Annotated in this window: 20 protein-coding genes; 3 read left to right on the plus strand and 17 right to left on the minus strand. The window is 67.6% G+C overall.

All coding sequences use genetic code 11. The annotated features are described in order from the left end of the window. Positions 1-5: 5 nt before the first annotated feature. The 3 genes from DFS13_RS19210 to rbsK are packed head-to-tail and all read right to left on the minus strand — an operon-like array spanning position 6 to position 3,303. Positions 6-953 (minus strand): dihydrodipicolinate synthase family protein, encoded by a 948-nt coding sequence (locus DFS13_RS19210; RefSeq protein WP_006497910.1) that lies wholly within the window; start codon positions 951-953, stop codon positions 6-8. A gap of 43 nt (positions 954-996) precedes the next feature. Next, a complete protein-coding gene (locus DFS13_RS19215; RefSeq protein ID WP_006485868.1) occupies positions 997-2,316 on the minus strand; it encodes an MFS transporter in 1,320 nt (439 codons plus the stop codon). A 60-nt stretch (positions 2,317-2,376) separates the two neighbouring features. Then, positions 2,377-3,303, minus strand: a complete 927-nt coding sequence (gene rbsK, locus DFS13_RS19220) for a ribokinase (RefSeq protein WP_060265118.1) — start codon at positions 3,301-3,303, stop codon at positions 2,377-2,379. 241 nt (positions 3,304-3,544) lie between these two features. Between rbsK and DFS13_RS19225 the strand changes: the two genes are divergently transcribed. Beyond that, positions 3,545-4,636 (plus strand): LacI family DNA-binding transcriptional regulator, encoded by a 1,092-nt coding sequence (locus tag DFS13_RS19225; protein ID WP_060265121.1) that lies wholly within the window; start codon positions 3,545-3,547, stop codon positions 4,634-4,636. A gap of 15 nt (positions 4,637-4,651) precedes the next feature. Here the strand turns inward: DFS13_RS19225 and DFS13_RS19230 are convergent, their stop codons facing one another. The 7 genes from DFS13_RS19230 to DFS13_RS19260 all read right to left on the minus strand — a co-directional run bounded on the left by DFS13_RS19230 (position 4,652) and on the right by DFS13_RS19260 (position 12,607). Beyond that, positions 4,652-5,722: a lysozyme inhibitor LprI family protein gene (locus DFS13_RS19230; RefSeq protein WP_181461623.1), complete on the minus strand. Its 1,071-nt coding sequence runs from the start codon at positions 5,720-5,722 to the stop codon at positions 4,652-4,654. 131 nt (positions 5,723-5,853) lie between these two features. Then, on the minus strand, positions 5,854-6,882 hold the full coding sequence (locus tag DFS13_RS19235; protein WP_111442034.1) for a GTP-binding protein: 1,029 nt from the start codon (positions 6,880-6,882) through the stop codon (positions 5,854-5,856). Beyond that, a complete protein-coding gene (locus tag DFS13_RS19240) occupies positions 6,879-8,546 on the minus strand; it encodes an amidohydrolase (RefSeq protein ID WP_111441998.1) in 1,668 nt (555 codons plus the stop codon). Before DFS13_RS19240 ends, DFS13_RS19235 begins: the two co-directional genes overlap by 4 nt. Before the next feature lie 21 nt (positions 8,547-8,567). After that, positions 8,568-9,962, minus strand: a complete 1,395-nt coding sequence (locus DFS13_RS19245; protein ID WP_006490932.1) for a sodium:solute symporter — start codon at positions 9,960-9,962, stop codon at positions 8,568-8,570. Between the two features lie 82 nt (positions 9,963-10,044). Continuing rightward, positions 10,045-10,242 (minus strand): DUF3311 domain-containing protein, encoded by a 198-nt coding sequence (locus DFS13_RS19250; protein WP_006490947.1) that lies wholly within the window; start codon positions 10,240-10,242, stop codon positions 10,045-10,047. A gap of 232 nt (positions 10,243-10,474) precedes the next feature. Further along, positions 10,475-11,599, minus strand: a complete 1,125-nt coding sequence (locus tag DFS13_RS19255; RefSeq protein ID WP_043205861.1) for a Fic family protein — start codon at positions 11,597-11,599, stop codon at positions 10,475-10,477. 90 nt (positions 11,600-11,689) lie between these two features. Further along, complete coding sequence (locus tag DFS13_RS19260; RefSeq protein ID WP_080331718.1) at positions 11,690-12,607, minus strand: LysR family transcriptional regulator; 918 nt, start codon at positions 12,605-12,607, stop codon at positions 11,690-11,692. A gap of 126 nt (positions 12,608-12,733) precedes the next feature. Here DFS13_RS19260 and DFS13_RS19265 point away from each other — a divergent pair, with 126 nt between their 5' ends. Together DFS13_RS19265 and wrbA are read left to right on the plus strand one after the other, a co-directional pair. Beyond that, entirely contained in the window at positions 12,734-13,459 is a 726-nt protein-coding gene (locus DFS13_RS19265; RefSeq protein WP_006490939.1) for a pirin family protein, read from the plus strand. 61 nt (positions 13,460-13,520) lie between these two features. Beyond that, on the plus strand, positions 13,521-14,123 hold the full coding sequence (gene wrbA, locus DFS13_RS19270; protein ID WP_006490964.1) for an NAD(P)H:quinone oxidoreductase: 603 nt from the start codon (positions 13,521-13,523) through the stop codon (positions 14,121-14,123). A gap of 105 nt (positions 14,124-14,228) precedes the next feature. Here the strand turns inward: wrbA and DFS13_RS19275 are convergent, their stop codons facing one another. The 7 genes from DFS13_RS19275 to DFS13_RS19305 form a co-directional block, all read right to left on the minus strand. Further along, complete coding sequence (locus tag DFS13_RS19275; RefSeq protein WP_048988500.1) at positions 14,229-14,534, minus strand: hypothetical protein; 306 nt, start codon at positions 14,532-14,534, stop codon at positions 14,229-14,231. Positions 14,535-14,763: 229 nt separating this feature from the next. Next, positions 14,764-15,498: an LrgB family protein gene (locus DFS13_RS19280; protein ID WP_069352145.1), complete on the minus strand. Its 735-nt coding sequence runs from the start codon at positions 15,496-15,498 to the stop codon at positions 14,764-14,766. After that, on the minus strand, positions 15,495-15,866 hold the full coding sequence (locus DFS13_RS19285; RefSeq protein WP_111441999.1) for a CidA/LrgA family protein: 372 nt from the start codon (positions 15,864-15,866) through the stop codon (positions 15,495-15,497). The genes DFS13_RS19280 and DFS13_RS19285 overlap by 4 nt, the downstream gene beginning before the upstream one ends. A gap of 255 nt (positions 15,867-16,121) precedes the next feature. Continuing rightward, positions 16,122-17,156, minus strand: a complete 1,035-nt coding sequence (locus DFS13_RS19290; protein ID WP_111442000.1) for an alpha/beta hydrolase — start codon at positions 17,154-17,156, stop codon at positions 16,122-16,124. A 57-nt stretch (positions 17,157-17,213) separates the two neighbouring features. After that, on the minus strand, positions 17,214-17,639 hold the full coding sequence (locus DFS13_RS19295; protein WP_006481042.1) for an organic hydroperoxide resistance protein: 426 nt from the start codon (positions 17,637-17,639) through the stop codon (positions 17,214-17,216). Positions 17,640-17,862: 223 nt separating this feature from the next. Beyond that, entirely contained in the window at positions 17,863-18,429 is a 567-nt protein-coding gene (locus DFS13_RS19300; protein ID WP_006490955.1) for a TetR/AcrR family transcriptional regulator, read from the minus strand. 126 nt (positions 18,430-18,555) lie between these two features. Continuing rightward, positions 18,556-19,152 carry a TetR/AcrR family transcriptional regulator gene (locus tag DFS13_RS19305; protein ID WP_006490952.1) on the minus strand — a complete coding sequence of 199 codons (597 nt, stop codon included), beginning with the start codon at positions 19,150-19,152 and terminating at the stop codon, positions 18,556-18,558. Positions 19,153-19,284: the final 132 nt, after the last annotated feature.

The following is a 19,284-nucleotide window of genomic DNA, read 5'->3' on the forward strand; positions in this document are numbered from 1 at the left end:
CTCCGTTATGACGCGGCAATCCGCCGGCGGAAATGTTCGGTGCCGGCCACGATCTTGTCGAGCACCGCGTCGAGCGCCCAGAAGCGTTCGCGCACGTCGTAGTCGATCGCACGGCATTTGATCGACCCGAACGTACCGATCCGCTGGTGATAGAGCTTCGCGAGCGCCGGGTAACCCAGCGCCTCCGATACCGCCGAGACGACCAGGAACGTCGACAGTTCGTCGGCCAGCGCCGGATTCGACTCGCCCCGCGTGCGCAGCCACTGGTAGAGATCGGGATGGAAGTTGGTGAACACGCCGTTGAAACCGGCCGACCCGGCCTTCATCGCGTCCCAGGCGATCGCGGCGTTCGCGTTCAGGATCTTCAGCGGCGATCCTGCGGCGAGCGCGACGCGGCGCTTCACCGTCGCGAGATCGCAACTCACGTCCTTGAGCATCACGAACCGGCCCGTGTCGATGCACGCGCGCAGTTCGTCATCCGACAGAAGCCGCCGGTACGGCGCCGGACATTCGTACAGACCGAGCGGGAGATCCGACGGTAACCGCGCAAGCAGCCGGTGCAGATGGTCGAGCAATGCGGCGCTGCCCTTGCGTTGCGGATCGAGCCGGTTGGTCACGAGCACGACGCCCTGCGCGCCCGATTCGGCCGCCGCGCACAGTTCGGCGACCTGCGCATCGAGATCGTCGCTGATGTGCCCGGACGCGACGACCGGCACACGCCCGCCCACCCGTTCGACCACGAAGCGCGCGAGTGCCGCGCGTTCGGCCAGGCTCAGGAACTGCATCTCGCTCGACTGCGCGACCGCGAACAATGCGTCGGATCCGTGCGCCAGATACCATTCGATGAGCCGCTCGAGTCCGGCGTAGTCGATCGCACCGGCGTCGTCGAACGGCGTCAGCATCACCGGCACGATCCCTTCGATGGTCACGTTCGATTGCTGCGGGTGTTGCATCTGTTTCTCCTTGCTTCAATGAATGCGGATGCAGGCGGCATGCTCAAGCCGGCAACGGCCCGGGCGCGGCGTTCGCGGCCTGTTCGGGAATCGGCTTGCGCACGAGCAGCAGGTACGCCATCGCACCGGTGAACGCGATCGCGGCCGCGGTGAGCAACGCGGGCACGAACGACCACCTCTGCGCGATGATGCCGGTCAGGATCGGTGCCAGCGCGCCGCCGATGAAGCCGCCGAAATTCTGGATCGCGCCGAGCGACGCGATGCGGCTCGGCGGCGCGGCCGCCGTCGCGAGCGCCCACGAGCACGCCGACGCCGCGTTGGCGAGAAAGATCACGACCGAAATGCATGCGAGCGCAACCGTATTGCTCTGCACGAGCGCGGCCGGAATCGTGAACGCGACCATCCCGAGCATCGCAGCCACGACCGCATTGCGCCGGCTCGCGACCGGCGACCGGCTGCGGCGCGTGACGAAATCCGACAGCCAGCCCGCGACCAGCGAACCGACGAATCCGCACAGGAACGGCACCGATGCGGCAAACCCCGTGCGAACCAGGCTCATGTGCCGCTCCATCGTCAGGTAGCCCGGCAGCCAGGTCAGGTAGACCCAGTTCAGGTACACGGAGCCGAAGAAGCCGATCAGCATGCCCCAGGTCGTGCCGTGCGAGAACAGGCTGCGCCATTCGACGAAGGTCAGTTTCGGCGCGGCGACGACGCTTTGCGCATCGGCATCGAGATAACCGCGTTCGGCGACGGACAGTTCCGCGCGCACCGGGTCGCGATACAGCGCGAACCACACGACGGCGACGACGAGACCGAGCGCACCGGTCACGATGAATGCCCAGCGCCAGTCGAACGAGGCGACGAGAACTGACAGCAGCAGCGGCGCAAGCGCGGTACCGAGCGGCGACGCGGCATTGAAAATGCCGGTCGGCGTGCCGCGCGCGCGCAGCGGAAACCAGTTGCTCACCACGCGCGCGGCCGACGGGAATTGCGGCGCCTCGCCGATGCCGAGCACGATGCGCGCGACGATGAACCAGCCGAAGGTGGACACGATGCCGCCCGCCGCCTGCGCGAACGACCAGACGATCAGCCCGATGCCGAGCAGCCGGCGCGGGCCGATGCGGTCGACCAGCCCGCCGACCGGAAACTGGCACAGCGCATAGCTCCACGAGAAGGCCGACAGCAGCAGCCCCATCTGCGCGAGCGACAGGCCGAGATCGCCGCGGATCGCCGAACTCGCGACGGCCAGCGTGCCGCGATCGAGATAGTTGACGATCCCGCTCGCCATCAACAGCGCGAGCGCGATGCGTTGACCGCGCCGAATCCGTGGCGGCGCGTGCGGAACAGGTGGGTTGTCGTTCATGTCGATTGTCTCCATGTCACTGGTTTCGGCCGGGTTCGGCCGTTCCGTCGCATGCGGAATTCAGCTCTCCATACGGTCGACTTCGTCGCGCGTCGGAATCGACGTCTGCGCGCCGTGGCGCGTGACGCTGATCGCGGCCGCACGCTGGCCGAAGCCGATCGCGTCGTCCATCGACGCGCCGCCGGCTCGCGCGGCCGCGAACCCGCCGACGAACGTGTCGCCGGCCGCGGTCGTATCGACGGCCGCCACCGCGATCGCCGGATGGCGGCCGCTGCCTGCGCTGCCGCGCCAGCAGACGCCGCGCGCGCCGAGCGTGACGAGCACGTTGCCGACGCCCTTCGCGCACAGCGCCTCGGCGGCGCGCGCGGCCGACGCGTCGTCGCCGACCGCGATGCCGGTCAGCGACTCGGCCTCGGTTTCGTTGACGACCAGATAGTCGACCCGCGCCAGCAACGCATCGAAGAGCGGCCGTGCGGGGGCGGGATTCAGCAGCACCTGCGTGTGGTGCGCGCTTGCACAGGCAATCGCGCGCGTCACGGTGGCGACCGGCACCTCGAGCTGACACACGAGCAGCGCGGCCCCGGCGATCGCGTCGCGCGCCGCATCGATCCGGTCGGCATCGACGCATGCATTCGCGCCGGGCACGACGACGATGCTGTTCGCGCCGTCGTCGTCGACCGTGATCGTCGCGACTCCGGTCGCCGTGCCGCCGATCCGGTGCAGGTGCGTCACGTCGATGCGCTCTGCCGCCAGCGCGCCGTGCAGGCGCGCACCGAACGCGTCGTCGCCGACGCACCCGATCATCGTGACCGATGCACCGAGGCGCGCGGCCGCGACCGCCTGGTTCGCACCCTTGCCGCCGTTGACGGTCTCGAACGTCGTGCCGAGCAGCGTTTCGCCCGGCACCGGCAGGCGCGGCGCGCGCGTGACGAGGTCGATGTTGACGCTGCCGACGACGGCGATACGCGCTGACGTGGTGTCGCTCATGCTCGAATGTAACCGCTTACATTTAAAGCCGACAAAATGGCCGGACAGGCCATCGCCTCCGAAAATTCCGCGATGCGGGTGAAATCCATGTCTGACATAATATGGAGCAGCAACAAGATAGCGCTTACATTCTCACAGGATCGAATGGAGATGCAAGCGGGACCACCATGAATCGAGGGTAAACAATGACGCGACTGGCAACGCACCGCGCCGGCAGGCCCACGCCGCCGGGAGACCGCCGATGAGCTCGCCCCCGTCCCGCGGTGGCGCGTCGCGGGCACGCCGCGGCAGCGGCCGCTCGGTACTCGGCGACGTCGCGAAACTGGCCGGCGTGTCGACCGCGACCGTCTCGCGCGTGTACAACGATCCCGGCAAGGTCTCGGCCGACGTGCAACAGCGCGTGCGCGACGCGGCGCTCGCGCTGAACTGGATTCCGAATGCGGCCGGCCGCGCGCTGGCGTCCACGCGCACCCACATCACCGGCGCGATCATCCCGACGCTGGACGACCAGGTGTTCGCATCGCAGGTCGCCGGCATGCAGACGGTCATGGCCGAGCACGGCATCACGCTGTTCCTCGGTTGCTCGAACTACGACCCCGCGCAGGCGCTCTCGCAGGTGCGCGCGATGCTGTCGCGCGGCGTGGAGGCCGTGTCGCTGGTCGGCGAAGCGTATCCGCCGGAACTGTTCGAACTCCTGGCGATGCATCGCGTACCGTACGTCGTCACGTATGCGTATCGCGACGACAGCCCGCACTGCTGCATCGGCTTCGACAACCGCGCGGCATTCGCGCGGCTCACCGCCCATCTGCTCGACCTCGGCCACCGCGATTTCGCGATCATCATGCAGCCGTCGACGGACAACGACCGCGTCCAGGCTCGCCTGCGCGGCATTCGCGACACGCTTGCCGCGCATGGGCTCGCGGTGCGCCCCGTGCATCAGCACGAAGGCGCGGCCACGATCGCGTTCGGGCGGGCGAGCCTGCGCGCGATCGTCGGCAGCGACGCGGCGACGCGGCCGACCGCGGTGATCTGCGGCAACGACGCGCTCGCGCTCGGCGCGTTGCTCGAAGCACAGGCGCTCGGCATCGACGTGCCCGCGCAGTTGTCGATCACTGGATTCGACGACATCGCGCTCGCGCGCGAGATCCAGCCGCCGCTGACGACGATGTGGGTCGACACCGACGCGATCGGGCGCCAGGCCGCGCATGCGCTGCTCGATGCGCTCGAGAACGGCGCTACGGGGCCTGGCCACGCGGTCCAGCCCGAGTTGCGCATCCGGGCATCCGCGGCGGCGCCGGCGCAGACCCGCACGCGTGCGGCACGCAAGAAATAGCGAAGCAGCGCGTGCTTACCGCATCACGTCGATCGGCAGTGTCTTGTCGAGACGGTCGTGCCACGCGTTGATCGTCTTCGGCACGGTTTTTTTCCACGCCGGCACGTTCGAGTAATAACGCATCCGGACGTTATTCTTCGCATCGAACACCAGCAGCCCGATCCACAGATCGGTGCCGCGGCGCATCACGATCGCCGCGTTCGTCGTCGCGATGCCGCGCACCCAGTACGACGTCACCTGTGCGTTGAGGCCGTCGAGATCCTTTTCGTCCGCGCTGAGATTGACCACGTCGACGAGCGTCTGATAGTCGGCGCCGAGCAGCTTGTGCGCGGTCGCGTTCTGCTGTGCGTCGGCGACGACCTTGAGGCTCAGCAGGTCGGCGGGCGGCTTTGACTGCGACTGCGCAGCGGTCACGTAGTCGCCTGCGTACATGACGCCCATGCCTGCGCCGCAATCGATATCGGCACCCTGCTGCGCGACGCGGATGCGTCCGCCCTTCCGGTCGAAATCGAGCCGGCACTTGTCCCGGCGATAGGTGCCGCTGTCGCCGTGCAGCACGATGTCGCCGTCGAGCCCGCCATCGTGCGCGCCGTTGTTGGCGCTCAACGCGAAATGCAGGCGCGGCGCCGTGCCGGTGAACGTCAGCACACCGCCGAACGATGGGTTGTCGCTGTCGAGATACCACGTCTGCTGCCAGCGATCGGCCGCGAGCGGCGTGCCGTTCAGGCTCGCAAGCCGTTCGCGATAACGGTCGCGCAGGCACGACGCATCACCGCCGCACTGGTCGCGCTGCTTGAGCCACTTCAATTGCGCCTGCTTCAGCGCGGCCGTATCGCCGCCCTGCGCGAGCGCCCGCTTCCACGCCGTCGACAGCTCGCCGTCGAGCTTCGACAGCGCGGGGTTCGCGCAGATCGTCTTCTCGGTGGGCGACGCGGCCTTCGCGCAGTCGAAGCCGGCCGCATGCGCGGCGACCGGCAGCAGCATCAGCAGTGCGGCCGCCGCGACGGATGGCCAGTGCGGACGCTGCGTTTCACATGCGGGAATCGCGACTTGCCCGCGCACATTCGATCGGTTGTGGATGGTCATCGGCTTGATCGTCGCTGGGTCGCGCGCCCGTAGAAGCTACCGGTGCGCGACATTCGAGGTAAAAACACCCGGCCCGGCATGCAGCGCATGCGGCCGCCCCGCCGAAGCGTAACCCGAATGCGCGACGCCGATCAATCGACGTTCGATGCCGTCGCAACCGCTTCGTCAGCCACGCCGCAGTGCGCGATGCCGTCGCGCAACGCCGCTTCCGTCGCGGGGTCGATGAACCCGATGAACACCATCACGCCGTCGCCGTCGCGTGCGGTCAAGCCTTCGTCTTCCAGCGACGAAAACCGGATGCGCCGCGCGGCGACCTGACACGCGCGCGTGGCGATCGCCCCGTCTGCATCGGCCACGCGCACGATGCCCTTCGCGCGCAGGATCGTGCGTGGCAACGCCTTCAGCCATGCGCGCAGCCGCGCCTTGTCGAGCACGGCCCGCACGGTGACGGTGAGACTCGCGAACGCCGGCATCGCGTGATGCCCGATCGCCCGGTGCGAACGCGCGAGGTCGGTCGTCGCGCGACGATCCGGCACGGCCCCATCGAACAGCAACGCGAGCGGAATCTCGCCATGTCGTGCCGCAACGACGATGTCGGTCGACGCATGGGCGCGCACGTCGTCGAGCACCGCATCGCGCCGCTCGGGCGCCACGAGATCGAGCTTGGTCACGATGATCGCGCCCGCGCCGTCGAGCTGGCGCTGCGCCATCGCGCCGACCAGCGGGTCGGCCAGCGTGTCGCGCCACGCGAGCGCGTCGGCGACGACGAGCACCGACGTCAGCCGGAACGCACCGTTCAGCAGTCCGATCTGTGCGATCTTCGCGGGATCCGCCACGCCGCTCGCTTCGACGAGCAGCAGGTCGGGCTGCACGTCGCGCGTCGCGACGCGCGTCAGCGCATCGACGAGCGCGCCGCCGATCGTGCAGCAGATGCAGCCGTTGTCGAGTTCGATCACGTCGTCGCCGCGGGCTCGCACGAGACGCGCGTCGATGTTCACCGCACCGAAATCGTTGACGAGCACCGCGATGCGCCGGCCGTGCGGCGCCTGCAGGATCGCGTTGACGACCGTCGTCTTGCCCGCGCCGAGATAACCGCCGATCACCGCGAGGTCGATCGGCGTACGTGCAGTCACCCCGGCTGCATCGGCGTGCGCACTCATCGCGGCGACCGGAACACGCGTCCGCCGAGCACGGTGCCCCACACCGCGAGTTCCTTGAGGCGGGCGGGCGCGCACACCGACGGATCGTCGTCGAGCACCGCGAAATCCGCGAACTTGCCGACCTCGATGCTGCCGACGAGATGATCCATCCGCAACGTATAGGCCGCGCCGAGCGTGATCGCATGCAGCGCGTCGCCCACCGACAGCCGTTCGCCTTCGCCGAGCACGCGCCCGGACGCCGTCTCGCGCTGCACCGCGCACCACGCGGTGAACAGCGGGTTCAGCGGCGTGATCGGCGCATCCGAGTGCAGCGCGAACGGAATGCCGAGCCGCCGCGCGGAGCCGGCCGCGTCCATCCGGTTCGCGCGATCCGGGCCGATGGTCTGGCTGTAGTGCGCGTCGCCCCAGTAGTACAGGTGATTCGCGAAGAAGTTCACGCACATCCCGAGTGCGCGCACGCGCTTGAGCTGCGCGGCGTCCGCCATCTGGCAATGCTGCAGCGTATGGCGATGGTCGGGGCGCGGATGGCGGGCGAGCAGCGTCGTCATCGCATCGAGCACGACGTCGGTCGCCTCGTCGCCGTTGGTGTGCACGTGCAGTTGCAGCCCGGCGCGATGAAACGGCTCGAACACGTCGACGAGCTGCGCGGGCGGGATCAGCCACAGCCCGTTCGGTTGCCCGCCCGCGTAGCCGGGCCAGCGCACGCGCGCGGTGAAGCCCTGGATCGAGCCGTCGACGATGAACTTCACCGGCCCGACATGCAGCTTGTCGGTGTTGCGTTCGATCTCCGCGAGCACGCTGTCGACGGAGCGCGCCGGATTGCGCTGCGGCGCGAACGCCGGCACGATCCGCACCGGGTAGTCGGGATCGGCGGTCACCTCGTGCAGCGTGCGATTGCCGTCGGGCGACAGGTCGTTGACGAGATCCGTGGCCGTCGTCACGCCCGCGAGCTGCGCGACGCGCCCGAAATTCCAGACCGCGTGCGGCTTCTCGCTCGCGGAAATCGCGAGCTTGCCGCCGATCGTCTGATACACCGGTAGCATCGCCGCAAACTCCTGCAGCTCGCCGGTCGGGCGACCGTCGGCGTCGCGCGACACGCCATCGATGTCGGTATCCTCGTCGATGCCCGCACGCGCGAGCATCGCGCCGTTCACGTTCATCAGGTGCACGCTCGCATGCAGGATCGCGATCGGCCGTGCCGCCGACACGCGATCGAGTTCGCGCACCGTCAGCCGCGCGGTACCGAAGAAGATCGGATCGAAACCCCATGCGAGCAGCGGACCGTCGTCGGTGATCGCGCGTTCGGCTTCCATGAGCCGGTCGAGCACCGCGTCGAGCGAGCGCAGGCCCGGCCACAGCGTGCCGTCGGGGCCGCGCCGGTCGTAGTAGCCGACGTACACGGCGTCCCACATCGCGCCTTCCATCAAATGACAGTGCCCTTCGACGAGCCCCGGCATCAGCACCTTGTCGCGCAGCGTGTCGTCCGCCGCGCAGGCGCCGAAGCGCGTGGGCCATGCAGCCGCGTCGGCGGCGTCGCCGACCGCGAGAATGCGACCGTCGCGCACGGCGACGTGCGTGGCCGACGGTTGCGCCGGGTTCATCGTCAGGATGCGGCGCGCCGTGAAGATCGTCACGGGCGCGGCCGAAGTTGCGGATGCGTGCATGGGGCGCGTTTCTCCTTTGCGTCAGGATACGGCGTATTGCTTGACGGGGCGGCCATGCAGCATCGCATGCACGGCCACGACGACGAGCACGTTGACGACGAGACACACGAGCCCGAGGTTGATGCCGCCGAAATCGACATGGAACACGTAGAACACCATCGCGAGCACCTGGCCGCAGATCATCCCGGCGCCCACCGCGACCGGCCGCACCTGGCGCCGCGCGAGCAGGATCAGCACGCCCGGCAGGAACTGCGTGACGCCGTAGTACGTGGTGTTGATCAGCGTGAGCATCAGGTTCGGCGTGAGCAGCGTGGTCGCGATCGACAGCAGCAGGTAGCCGACGATCACGTATTTCGCCGCGCGCTTCTGGCGCGACTCGGGCAGGTTCGGCATCAGGTTTCGCGTGACGATCGGCCCGATCGCGAGGCAGATGCCGGCCAGCACCAGCAATCCCGACAGCGCGGCGCCGGCCGCGACGAGGCCGATCAGCCAGCCGGGCAACAGGTGCGTGACGGCCGCGAAGAACGCGTCGTTCGGCGACGCGAGCGTCAGGTTCGCGGTGATCGCGTAGTACGACGCGATCACGAGGAACGGATACATCAGCATGTACAGCGGCATCACGACCTGCGTGCGCCGGATCGCGTTCGGCCCGCGCGCGGTGAAGAAATTCTGCGCGGCGAACGGCATCAGGTAGAAACCGAGCGACTGGAACAGCATCGTGCTCATCGAGAAGCGCAACTGCGAGCCGCTCATCGTGTTGCTGACCTGCCGGCTCGCGGCGTCGAACACCGGATGCACGCCGCCGACCTGCCACGCGACGGCGATGCCCGTCACGACGATCGCGAGCAGCATCAGGATGTCCTTCAGGATCGCGATATAGGCCGACGCGCGCACGCCGGAAATCGCGATGTACGTGAAAGCCAGCGCCGCGCACACGAGGATCAGGTACAGCGGCTCGACGTGCCAGCCGAGCCCCTTGAGCGCCGCGACGAGCCCCGTGAACTGCAGTTGCCCCCACGGAATCAGGAACAGGATCGATGCGCACGCAACCACGAGTTCGAGCCCGCGGCTGCGATAGTGGCCCTTGAACAGATCGGGCAGCGTGATCGCGTTGTGGCGCTTGCCGGCCTCCCAGATCTTCGGGCCGACGAAATACCCGATCGGGTAGGCCAGCAGGATGTAGCCGAGGAACCACACGCCGTAGGTCGGGCCTTTCGCGTAGATGCCGCCGGGGAAGCCGACCATCGTGCCGATGCTGTAGATCTCGCCGGCGGTCAGGAAGAACACGAGCGCCGTGCCGAACTGGCGCGACGCGACGAAGAAGTCATGCACGCTCTGCTGGCCGCGGCCGCGGCCGGATCGAACGGCGAGATAGAGCGACAGCGCGATCAGCGCGGCGAAGACGACCGTTGACATGCGCACCTCTGCGAAAGGACGGAAAGCACGGGGTTCGCCGGAAAGCGCGGGGAGCGGCCGGCGGACCGCGACACGACGAGCGCTACGCTGCGCCGCCCGCGCGGCGGTCGAACAGCATCCAGCATGCGAACAGGCAGCCGGACGTCAGCACGAACCACGCGAAGATCCACATGAAGATGAACGGCACGCCCAGCACGTAGCGATCCTGCGCGGCCACCCACGGCAGCACGCCCATCACGCCGAGATACGGAATACCGATGCCGATCAGATACCTGAGCATGCGTGTCTCCTCGAATGCGGGTTCGTACGGAAAGCCGGTGCGCGGACGCGGCAGGCGGCGCCTGCGCGACATCCGGCGGCGAACCCAGTATTCGAAGACAAAAAGGCGGGCGATAGTGCCAGACGCGGGCAATCGCTTGGGCCAGTGACAGGCCGCCGGCGCGGCGCGGGAGCGATCGGCGGCACACCGCCACGGCAGGCCACCTCGGCCGTTGCGAGCCGCCGCGACGACGTCAGCCGTCGAACGGCACCCGTTCGTAGCTCGTGCTCCGGCCGCCGGACGACGATCGACGCAGCATGCCGCGCTCGACGAGCTCCGTGATGTCGCGCAGCGCCGTGTCTTGCGAACATTTCGCGAGGGCGGCCCACTTGGTGGTCGTCAGCTTCCCTTCGAAGCCGTCGAGCAGGCGATTCATGACCTTGATCTGGCGTTCGTTCATCGCGACGCCGGCGTATCGCTGCCAGAAACGCGCCTTGATCAGCACCGCGTCGAGCGTCGTGTGCGCGTGATCGATGGCCCGGCCCAGCGTATTCAGAAACCACGCGAGCCACTCGGTGACGTCGAGCGAGCCGCGCTGGGTACGCTCCAGCACGTCGTAATACGCATTGCGCTCGCGCTGGATCTGCGCGGACAGGCTGTAGAAACGCTGCGGACTCCGATCGGCGCGCGCCAGGACCAGATCGCCGAGCGCACGCGCGATACGACCGTTGCCGTCGTCGAACGGGTGAAGCGTGACGAACCACAGATGGGCGAGCCCGGCCCGGATCAGCAACGGCTCGGCCGGCGGCGCATTGAGCCACGCGAGAAAGCGCCCGATCTCGTACGTCAACCGCGCGGCCGGCGGCGCCTCGAAATGCACGCGCTGCCGGCCGATCGGCCCGGAAACCACCTGCATCGGCCCGCTCGCGTCCGAGCGCCAGCCGCCGACCGTGATCCGCGACAGCCCCGAATAGCCGGTCGGGAACAGCGCGGCATGCCATCCGAACAGCCGCGCCTCGGTGACCGGCGCGGCCGAATGGGTCGTCGCATCCAGCACCATGTCGACGACGCCTTCGACGTGCCGATCGACCGGCGCCAGCGCGCCGATGTCGACGCCGAGCCGGCGCGCGATCGACGACCGGACCGAGGCGACATTCAGGTTCTCGCCCTCGATCGCGCTGGTCTTGACGACGTCATCCGTCAGCGCGGCGAGGCTCGCTTCGTCGCGCAGCGCCAGGCCGATATCCGCCAGTCGCCCGGCCAGCATGCCTTGCGCACGGCTGACGTCGGCGAGCGGCGTGGCGAGGGCCGCGAGGTCGAAGCGCCATGCCGGCCAGTCGGCCGATTCCCAGATAAAGGTGTAATCTCCGCTCATCATGCGGAGATTATCCGCGCATTCACCGCACGACTCAACAATCTCCGCATATTTTGCGGCGATTAACCACCCTATTCACCGCAACGCGGCCCGCTACCGTGCCCGGCCTGCCCCGCCCGCCCCCGTCGGCGCCGGCTCCGCGAGCCGCTCCGCGAGAAAGCCGATGAACGTGCGCAGCGTGACGAACCCTTCCCGATGCTGCGGAAACACCGCATTGAGCGTGATGGGCGGCGGCACGTAGGCGTCGAGCACCGGCACGAGCGCGCCGCTGTCGAGCGCCGCGCCGACGATGAAGTGCGGCAGCAGCGCGATGCCGAGCCCCGCGATCGCCGCATCGCGCACCACTTCGCCGTTGTTCGCGACGAGCGGCCCCTGCACGTCGAACGTCCGCACCGCGCCGTCGACGCGGAATTCCCAGCCGACCCGCCGCTCGCGCCCGTACAGCACGCACGTGTGGCCAGCGAGATCGGCCGGCGTCTGCGGCGTGCCGTGCCGCTTCAGGTACGCGGGGCTCGCGCACGCGATCATCCGCCATGCACCCAGCGGACGCGCGATCAGCGTCGAATCCTCGAGCGAGCCGATCCGCAGCACGAGGTCGAAGCCCTCGCCGATCAGGTCGACGCGCCGGTCGGTCAGATCGAGGTTCAGCCGCACGGCCGGGTGCGCGGACAGGAATTCGGCGATCAGCGGCGACACGTGCGTGATCCCGAACGACAGCGGCGCGCTGATCTTCAGCGAACCATGCAGCTCGGTGCTGCGTACCGACATCGCCTGCTCGGCGTCGGCGATCTCCGCGAGGATGCGCTGCGCGCGCACGTAAAACTCCTGCCCCGATTCGGTCACCGCGAGATTGCGCGTATTCCGGTGCAGCAGCCGCACGCCGAGCGACGCCTCCAGCGCCATCGTGCGCCGGCTGACGAACTGCTTGGACAGCATCAGCTGGTCGGCCGCCGCCGTGAAGCTGCCCGCATCGACGGTCGCGACGAAGATCCGCAGGTCGTTGAGTTCCATATTGTCCACTCCATAGCGACAGTCATTATCTTCACGGCGATTTATTTGTCAAATCGATTGACCTAAGATTCATCTCAACGAACGGCCGGGCCCACTTCCGAGGTCCGGCGACTTAAGGAAAAAATCATGATCGAAATCCGTGCAGCAAACCAACGTGGCCGTGCGGAGCATGGCTGGCTCAGTTCCCGTCATACGTTTTCGTTCGCGAATTACTACGATCCGAAGCAAGTCGGCTTCTCCGACCTGCTCGTGATCAACGACGACCGGGTCGCTCCGGGCCGCGGCTTCGGCACGCACCCGCACCGCGACATGGAAATCCTGTCGTACGTGCTCGACGGCGCGCTCGAACACAAGGACTCGATGGGCACCGGTTCGGTGATCGTGCCGGGCGACGTGCAACTGATGAGCGCGGGCACGGGCGTGCGCCACAGCGAGTTCAACCACTCGCCGGACGCGCCGGTCCACTTCCTGCAGATCTGGGTCGGGCCGGCCGAAAAGGGTGCCGAGCCGCGTTATCAGCAGACGAATGTCGCGGCCGACGACAAGCGCGGCAAGCTCGCGCTCGTGGTATCGCCGAACGGTGACGCCGGTTCGCTGAAGATCCGGCAGGACACCCGGATTTACGCGGGCCTGTTCGATGGCGACGAAAGCACTACGCTGGAACTGGATCCGAGCCGTTTTGCTTACGTGCACGTGGCACGCGGCAGCGTGACGGTCAACGGCGTGACGCTCGGCGAAGGCGACGGCGCGCGCATCCGCGGCGAACAGGCGCTGACGATCGCCGACGGCAAGGATGCCGAAGTGCTGGTGTTCGACCTGCGTCCGGTCGAAGTGACGGCCGAATGGGCGTGACGCCCGTTCGGGAAACCGGGCCCCGCTGAGTGCGGGGCCCTTTTAATCGGAGATTCGCAACATGGCCAAGGTTCTCGTTCTTTACTACTCGTCCTACGGGCACGTCGAAACGATGGCGCAGCACATCGTGGAGGGCGCGAAATCGGTGCCCGGCGTCGAGGTCACGCTCAAGCGCGTGCCGGAAACGATCCCCGTCGACCAGGCCCGCGCGATCGGCGTGAAGGTCGACCAGGCCGCGCCGGTCGCCACGGTGGACGAACTCGCCGACTACGATGCGATCATCTTCGGCACGCCGACCCGCTTCGGCAACATGGCCGGCCAGATGCGCACGTTCCTCGACCAGACCGGCGGCCTGTGGATGAAAGGCGCGCTCGTCGGCAAGATCGGCAGCGTGTTCGCGTCGACCGGCACGCAGCACGGCGGCCAGGAAACGACGATCACGTCGTTCCATACGACGCTGCTGCATCACGGGATGGTGATCGTGGGCGTGCCGTATGCGTGCAGCGGCCTCGTCAACATGAACGAAATCACCGGCGGCACGCCGTACGGCGCGACCACGCTCGCCGGCGCGGACGGCAGCCGCCAGCCGAGCGCGAACGAGCTCGACATCGCGCGCTACCAGGGCAAGCACGTGGCGGAACTCGCGAACAAGCTCGCGTCGTAACGCGGCGGCCTCGCGGCCCCCCCTTTCCGTCGCGCTGCAGTTCGCAGATGAACGAACGGCGCCGGTTCGACCGGCGCCGTTCGTCCTGTGCAACGCGTTCAGCCGTTACTGGCCCGAAGCCGGCACGGCCGGCGCCGCCTTCGTCGCGGGCGCCTGCTGCACGGCGTTCTGCGGATAGTTGCTCTGGTCGTTGGTCAGCCGGTAACCGCTGCCGGTGCCGATCGCCTTCAGGTCCGACGCGTGCCGCGCGCGGGCCGCCTTGCGCGCCGCTTTCTTCTGCGCCTTGTCGAGCTGCTTCTGCGCCGGCGCGGACGCCGGGTCCTGCGCATAGGCCGCCGGCGCGGCGGTCAACGACAGACCGAACGACGCCGCTACTGCTACTGCCACCGAAACCACGCGAGACTGCTTCATGGCCGGATCTCCTTGTCGATTGTTGAATGTGGGTCGGACACCGGCGCGCACGCGACGGCTTGCGACAAACGGCGCCGATGCAACGTTAGCCGATCGCTACGCAAATGTCCCCGCGGATTCCTGAATTCTCCTGATAACGCCTACGATACATGCGCGCCGTATGCGCCGTCCTTTTGGCCTGTCGTGCGCGCCATCAGGGAAACCGATACCCCGCGGCCGGCCGGCGCCCTCAGATCCAGCGCGACAGCACCGGCAGCAGGATCGGCACGACGAATGCCGTCAGCACGCCGTTCAACCCCATCCCGAGCCCCGCGAACGCGCCGGCTTCCTCGCTGACCTGGAACGCGCGCGCGGTGCCGATGCCGTGCGACGCGACGCCGAGTGCGAAACCGCGCACGGCCGGCTCGTCGATCCGCAGCAGATTGAGAATCCCGCGTGCGCACACCGCGCCGAAGATCCCGGTGGAGATCACCAGCACGGCCGTGAGCGACGGAATGCCGCCGATCTCGGCGGCGACGGCCATCGCGATCGGTGTCGTCGCCGATTTCGGCGCGAGCGACGCGATCGTCTGGTGCGACGCCCCGAACAGCGCGGCGATGCCGACCGCCGACACGATCGCGGTCAGCGAGCCCGCGAGCAGGCCGACGAGCAGCGGCAGCGCGGTACGCCGCAGCTTCGACCACTGGCGGTACAGCGGCAGCGCGAGCGCGACGGTCGCCGGGCCGAGCAGGAAGTGGACGAACTGCGCGCCTTCGAAATACGTCGGATACGGCGTATGCGTGAGCGTCAGCAGCACGACGATCACCGCGACCGCGATCAGCACCGGATTCGCCAGCGGATTGAAACGTGCCCGCGCATAGACGGCCTGCGCGACCAGATACGCGACCAGCGTGATCGTCAGGCCGAGCAGCGGGCTCGCGGCGAGATAGACCCAGATCGCGCCGAGCTTCGGGAAGGCCGTCATTGCGCGCCCTCCGCGGTGTCGCCCGCGCGGCGCTGGCGCCGCAGCAGCGCGCGCGTGACGAGCGCCGTCACCGCGATCGCGAGCGTGGTGCTGCCGGCCAGCGCGACGACGACCGCGACCGCGTCGCCGCGCACGCGGTCGGCCGACACCATGATGCCGACGCCGGCCGGCACGAACAGCAGCGACAGGTGACGCAGCAGCTCGAGCGCGGTCGGCTCGATCGCATCGGCCACCTGCGGGCGCAGCATCACGAAGCCGAACAGCAACAGCATGCCGATCACCGGGCCCGGCACCGGCAGGCCGAACAGATAGGACGCGCCTTCCCCGAGACACTGGAAGATCAGCAAGACCGCGAACGCCTGCAACATGAACCGCTTCTCCCGAACGTGGCCGCGCGACCGTGCGGCCGGTGAGCCGGCGGCGTGCGACGCCGGCGTGAACGATACGCGCGATCGTACCAATAATGACGGCGGCGCGGGCCTTCGCGGTCGCCCGATTTCGCGATCGCCATTCCACCGTTGCGCGCGACACGCTGCGGGCAGCGATGAAACGTCCACATACGGAAAAACGGCGGGCACATGCCCGCCGTCCCGCCGTTCAGGTTCGAACGACCACCGGTCGCGTTACCTCAACCGCGTCGCGATTTCGTTGGCCATCGCCTTCGTCGCGGCCTTCGTCGGCGCATCGTCGGCCAGCGCGTTCAGCAAGCCGAAATCGTGGATCGTGCCGTCGTAGCGCGTGGTCGTCGCCTCCACGCCGGCCGCGTCGAGCTTGCGGCCGTACGCTTCGCCTTCGTCACGCAGCACGTCGAACTGCGCGACCTGGATCAGCGCGGGCGGCAGGCCCTTCAACTGCGCGATGCTCGCGCGCAGCGGCGACGCATAGATCTCGTTGCGTTGCGCTTCGTTCTTCGTATAGGCGTCCCAGAACCACTTCATCATCGGCCGCGTCAGGAAGTGGCCCTGCTGATACGCGTTGTACGAACCGGTGTTGAAGTCGTGGTCCGTGACCGGCCACATCAGCCCCTGGAAGCGGATCGCGGGACCGCCCTTGTCCTTCGCCATCAGCGCGACGACAGCCGACATGTTCCCGCCGACGCTGTTGCCGACCACCGCGAGGCGGCTGCCATCGACGCCGATCTCCGCGCCGTGCGCGGCCACCCACTTGGTCGCCGCATACGCCTGGTTGATCGCGACCGGGTAACGCGCTTCCGGCGACGGCGTGTAGTTCACGAACACCGCGACGGCGCCCGACTGCACGACGAGATCGCGCACGAGCCGCTCGTGCGTCGGGAAATCGCCGAGCACCCAGCCGCCGCCGTGGATGAACACGAATACCGGTGGCGTACCCGTCACGCCTTGCGGGCGCACGATCGTGACCGGCACCGACAGGCCGTCCTGTTCGATCGTGCGGTTCGACACGTCGATGCCGGACAGATCGACCTTCACGCCGTTTTGCGCGTCGACCAGCACCTGGCGCGCCTTCGCGGGGCTCAGCGTTTCGAGACCCGGGCCCTTCTGGCCGTTCAGCGCGGCGAGGAACGCGCTCGTCTTCGTATCGGGACGGACGGCGTCGGCGCCCGCGGCGAACGCGGCAGGTGCGGTGGACAACGCGGCTGCAACGGCGGCGGCGATCAGCAGCGGCTTGACGATCTTCATGGTGCAACTCCTTGGTTGATGCTTCGAATGGCGATGAATGTTTGGTACTGCGATCGATCAGACGAGCGTGAGCGTGACGTCGATGTTGCCGCGCGTCGCGTTCGAGTACGGGCAGACGACGTGCGCGCGGTCGATCAGCGTTTGCGCGATATCGCGATCGAGGCCGGGCAGCGAGATCTTCAGTTCGACTTCGATACCGAACCCGTTCGGGATCGCGCCGATGCCGACGCTGCCCTCGATCGCCGCGTCCGCGGGGATCGCGATCTTGTCGCGCGCCGCGACGAACTTCATCGCGCCGATGAAGCACGCGCTATAGCCGGCGGCGAACAGTTGCTCGGGGTTCGCGCCCGCCCCGCCCGCGCCGCCGAGTTCGCGCGGCGTGGTCAGCTTCAGGTCCAGACCGCTTTCGGGCACCGTCGCACGGCCGTCACGGCCGCCGGTGGCTTTTGCATGGGCGCGGTACAGCACTTTTTCGATCGACATGACAGACTCCTTTTTCAGCAAATGAATGAAACAGCCTTCGAACCGGGGACCGCGTGCCGGCGCGTTCTCGCCGACATCGCGTTATTTATCTACTCATAGATAGACAAATATCCCCAAAAAAATGCAGATGGTCGATCCACCTGCGCCAGCCATCTATCTACTACATGATAGATAACGAGATCCAATAAAAGGCGGCGAGCCGCCTGACTGCTGGCGCCGTCCGTCAGGACCGCGTTTTCCAGACGGCCTCGACATCCTCGAGACGCGCCCGCGTGTGAAACAGCCGGCTGGCCAGCACGCTGCCCTGGAACGCCGCGTACAACGTGCGCGCCGCCGTGTCGGGCTCGCCGCTGAACTGCAGCGTGCCTTCCTTCGCGCCTTGCGCCAGCAATTCCGCGAGCCAGCGCTCGTTGGCGCTGAAGAACGCCTGCACGGCCTGCCGCACGTTGTCCGGCAACGTCTCGATGTCGGCCGCGAGCATCCCGCACAGGCAGATCAGGTGGCCGTCGCCGAGCGTGCGGCCGAACATCTTCGTGTACAGGCTCAGCTTCACGTCGGCCGGCAACGCCGGATCGATCGCCCGCATGGCCGCGAGGACTTCGTCGCTATAAGCCGCCACCGCTTCCAGCACGAGATCGTCCTTCGACGGGAAGTAGTAGTGGATGCTCGACGTCTTCACGCCCACCAGGTCGGACAGGTCTCGATAGCTGAAGCCGTTGTAACCGCGCTGCATCATCAGCGTGATCGCGTGGTCGAGAATCTGTTCGCGGACGGTCGGTTTCGTTTCCATGGGTCGAACTTTATCTACTCATAGATAGATAGTCAAGCACTTTTTTACGGCCCCGGCGGAATGCGTGTCGATGGCTGCCGGTGGGCCGTGTCCCGCGCAAATCGGGTCCGGGCCGCGCCCTTCCGCTCACTGCGGCTTCAACATCCGCCGAATGATCGTCCGCAGCATCGCGCGATGCGCGCGCGGCTTGAATCCCGGCTCGAACACGACTCGCCCGACCGCCCCTTCCGCCAGCGCGAGTAGCCAGGTCGCGACGAGATCCGGCTTCAGGCTCCCGTCGATCCGCCCTTGCGCGACACCCCGCTTGATCAGCGCGACCATGCGCCCCTTCACCTGCGCCTCGTTCGCCGCGAACAACGCGGCGACGTCCGGATTGCGCGTCGCCTCCGCCGCGGTCTCGACGCAGATGCGCGCATAGACGGGATCGCTCGACAGTTCCATCAACGTCAGTGCGATCTCCTCGATCGCGGCCAGCGCATCGTCGGCGTCCGCATGCTTCGCGAACAGCTCGGCCATCTCGCGCTGGTCGTCCTGCGCGATCGCCTCGATGATCGCCGCCTTGGTCGGGAAATAGTGAAACAGGTTGCCCGGGCTCATCCCGGCCGCCTTGCAGATCGCGGCCGTGGACGTCGCATGGAAGCCGTCGCGCGCAAAACAGTCGATCGCGGCATCCAGGATCTGGCGCCGCTTCGCTTCCACTCTTTCAGGATCGATCTTTCTCAACGGGAACTCCGTGCTCGACGATGGCTCAAATATTTATTAGACTGATTAGTCGATCTATTATCTCTGCGAGATCTCGGAACCGTCAAGGCAGCGTGCGCTTGCATGCATCGCTCACGACATCCGCTCACACGA

Source organism: Burkholderia sp. 28_3 (assembly GCF_003253915.1).
GTDB classification, from domain to species: Bacteria; Pseudomonadota; Gammaproteobacteria; order Burkholderiales; family Burkholderiaceae; genus Burkholderia; species Burkholderia cenocepacia.

Excerpts from the sequence above, each read along its gene's own strand:
- DFS13_RS19215 (WP_006485868.1), bottom strand. The coding sequence starts at position 2,316 with ATGAACGACAACCCACCTGTTCCGCACGCGCCGCCACGGATTCGGCGC.
- DFS13_RS19265 (WP_006490939.1), top strand. The coding sequence starts at position 12,734 with ATGATCGAAATCCGTGCAGCAAACCAACGTGGCCGTGCGGAGCATGGC.
- DFS13_RS19255 (WP_043205861.1), bottom strand. The coding sequence starts at position 11,599 with ATGATGAGCGGAGATTACACCTTTATCTGGGAATCGGCCGACTGGCCG.
- DFS13_RS19230 (WP_181461623.1), bottom strand. The coding sequence starts at position 5,722 with ATGACCATCCACAACCGATCGAATGTGCGCGGGCAAGTCGCGATTCCC.
- DFS13_RS19260 (WP_080331718.1), bottom strand. The coding sequence starts at position 12,607 with ATGGAACTCAACGACCTGCGGATCTTCGTCGCGACCGTCGATGCGGGC.
- DFS13_RS19235 (WP_111442034.1), bottom strand. The coding sequence starts at position 6,882 with ATGAGTGCGCACGCCGATGCAGCCGGGGTGACTGCACGTACGCCGATC.
- DFS13_RS19280 (WP_069352145.1), bottom strand. The coding sequence starts at position 15,498 with ATGACGGCCTTCCCGAAGCTCGGCGCGATCTGGGTCTATCTCGCCGCG.
- DFS13_RS19290 (WP_111442000.1), bottom strand. The coding sequence starts at position 17,156 with ATGAAGATCGTCAAGCCGCTGCTGATCGCCGCCGCCGTTGCAGCCGCG.
- DFS13_RS19300 (WP_006490955.1), bottom strand. The coding sequence starts at position 18,429 with ATGGAAACGAAACCGACCGTCCGCGAACAGATTCTCGACCACGCGATC.
- DFS13_RS19285 (WP_111441999.1), bottom strand. The coding sequence starts at position 15,866 with ATGTTGCAGGCGTTCGCGGTCTTGCTGATCTTCCAGTGTCTCGGGGAA.
- wrbA (WP_006490964.1), top strand. The coding sequence starts at position 13,521 with ATGGCCAAGGTTCTCGTTCTTTACTACTCGTCCTACGGGCACGTCGAA.
- rbsK (WP_060265118.1), bottom strand. The coding sequence starts at position 3,303 with ATGAGCGACACCACGTCAGCGCGTATCGCCGTCGTCGGCAGCGTCAAC.
- DFS13_RS19245 (WP_006490932.1), bottom strand. The coding sequence starts at position 9,962 with ATGTCAACGGTCGTCTTCGCCGCGCTGATCGCGCTGTCGCTCTATCTC.
- DFS13_RS19225 (WP_060265121.1), top strand. The coding sequence starts at position 3,545 with ATGAGCTCGCCCCCGTCCCGCGGTGGCGCGTCGCGGGCACGCCGCGGC.
- DFS13_RS19240 (WP_111441998.1), bottom strand. The coding sequence starts at position 8,546 with ATGCACGCATCCGCAACTTCGGCCGCGCCCGTGACGATCTTCACGGCG.
- DFS13_RS19210 (WP_006497910.1), bottom strand. The coding sequence starts at position 953 with ATGCAACACCCGCAGCAATCGAACGTGACCATCGAAGGGATCGTGCCG.
- DFS13_RS19295 (WP_006481042.1), bottom strand. The coding sequence starts at position 17,639 with ATGTCGATCGAAAAAGTGCTGTACCGCGCCCATGCAAAAGCCACCGGC.
- DFS13_RS19250 (WP_006490947.1), bottom strand. The coding sequence starts at position 10,242 with ATGCTCAGGTATCTGATCGGCATCGGTATTCCGTATCTCGGCGTGATG.
- DFS13_RS19275 (WP_048988500.1), bottom strand. The coding sequence starts at position 14,534 with ATGAAGCAGTCTCGCGTGGTTTCGGTGGCAGTAGCAGTAGCGGCGTCG.